This is a genomic window from Microcoleus sp. LAD1_D5 (assembly GCF_036702115.1).
In the GTDB taxonomy this organism is placed as follows: Bacteria; Cyanobacteriota; Cyanobacteriia; order Cyanobacteriales; family Microcoleaceae; genus Microcoleus.
The window spans coordinates 1-2062 of sequence record NZ_JAUBSA010000169.1 but is presented as its reverse complement, the minus strand read 5'-3'; the positions used below and the strand labels follow the sequence as shown (position 1 = coordinate 2062).

The 2062-nt window shown below is 40.9% G+C and carries 2 pseudogenes; both read right to left on the bottom strand.

Annotation, left to right across the window (positions count from 1 at the left end):
* Positions 1 to 337: 337 nt before the first annotated feature.
* Positions 338 to 1236: pseudogene (locus QUA70_RS28330) on the bottom strand (Rpn family recombination-promoting nuclease/putative transposase).
* A gap of 506 nt (positions 1237 to 1742) precedes the next feature.
* Positions 1743 to 1991, bottom strand: a pseudogene (locus QUA70_RS28325) (metal-dependent phosphohydrolase); the annotation flags it as partial.
* Positions 1992 to 2062: the final 71 nt, after the last annotated feature.

Genomic DNA, 2062 nt, shown 5'->3' with positions numbered 1-2062 from the left:
AAGTTTTGAAGGAATATATTAGAAATCAAGAAAAGCCGTCCTAGAAGGACGGGGCTTGAATCCCGTTTTTTTGGTCAGTTATTCGGAGCTAGAGTCGGAGATAGCTTTCCTCTCTAACTGACTTTTACAGGATCATACGGAATTTACTGGTTTAATGAAATCTTCCTTTAGAGAGAGGGCAGACTCATCCTTGAGCCTTAGGTGGATGAGAGTTAATATGGAGCGTAATTCTCAATCCAAGAGGCAGAGGCTCAAAAACCTGCGCTACCAGGCTTAGCCTGGTAATGAGAAAAGGTGTACTAATTGTGCGATCGCACTTTTTCCCTTCCTTTCATTCCTACCGCAAGTTTTGGATATCTTCAACGCTCAAACCAGTAGTTTGACTAATTGTTTGATTGTCAAGGATATTGAGAAGTTGCCTAGCAATTTCTAGAGCTTTTTCTCTCATTCCTAACGCTAGTCCTTCTTCTCGCCCTTCTTCTCGCCCTTCTGCGATGCCTTGTTCTCTGCCTTGTGCGATTCCTTTTTCAATTCCCTTGAGCAAGACACCCTGCTGATCGAGAATAAACATTTCGCGTTCTTCTAAATCTGCCAACTCCTCTGGATTCAAATTAGTTTCATTGCCAATCGCAAAAGCTTGCTGTATTTCCGATACTGTTTCCATTATTGAAGGCACTATTTCCAAGCTGGGAGCATTTTTCATAAAATAAATCCACTTGTCAGTCAAAGTTTCTAACTCATCCAATTGTTTATTGAATTTTGGCAATTCGATAAATCTCAGTTCAATCTCTGGATCTACATAATCAAATAAACGCTTTTTCTCCTTGAACACAAAGTGAGAAATTACTTCTTGGTCATTGTCAAACATTTCAAAATCTGTAATTCTCAAAGCAATTACAGATTTTAACTTAAAGTAACCTTGACCGCGAATCAGTTGAGTTGAATAAGTTTTCGCAGCGTTGTAAACTACCCGTTTCGCAAAAGATGCTACATTTAAAACTTGCATCTCGATAATTACAGTTGCGCCTCCTGCAAGCCGGACTTTGACATCCAGGTAAGAGTCTTTGAGATACGGCACTCTTGATGCTAAATACGGGTCGATAATTTCTAGGTCGGCGATGGTGGGATTGCCATCATAAATCATGGCGTTGAGAAAGCTGATTAAGATTGGTTTGCTTTCGTTGGAGCCGAATATTTTTTGAAGGCAAAGTCGGTTTTGGGGTTGATGAATGTCATGGTTAGTCTTCACTCTTTTAGCGCTTTAACGACTCAATCTATCTGGCTATGCCAAAACATTTAAAGATTTTCTTACTGCTGTGGGTATAGCCGTTTTTTACAATATTCCGATCGCCCAACCGACAATTCATAAGCTGAACATTAAGATGTATTGACTAATTAAAATTATAACTGATACCCTAACTCCGCAGCACTACCACTGAGTTTATGCTAGTAAACCAATAATTTTTGGGATGTCCTTATCAAGAATTGCCAAGGGTGGGCTTTGTGACAAATCCTATTATGATCTCAGAGGTTGACATCAACACTCCCTACCCTACAGACTACTTCTATTCTGTCAAGAGGAATCTTTGCGTAAGTAAGTCATGTCTATGTTGCAGAAGGATTCCGTAGGGTGGGCAGTGCCCAGAAAAATCCTCGCTGCCATTGACAAACTATTAGTTGACAATGGAAGGATCGCCCTTGTCCTCACATCAGTAACAATAGCGCCCCAGCTCAACCCAACCCTAGCTAACTACAGCCACCGCAGACTCTGGAACCTGAGAATGCTCCACCCGAAAAACATTCGCGCTCAAATTAGCAACAACTTGTTTCCCCTGCTGCGTCAGTTCCAAATAGCCGATCGCATCCTTCACATACCGATAAACCACATTCCAATAAAACTTCGGATAACCATCCCGCAACTCCCCCGGATTCTGATAGCCCAAAACCAGATTTTGCCCAGTCTCCTCAAACTCATAAAACAGTGCCGCTAAGCTGTTGTACCTTTAAATAGGGTATAATAAAAATTAAGTTTAGTCAATTTTTACAAAAATGCCAGCCAAAA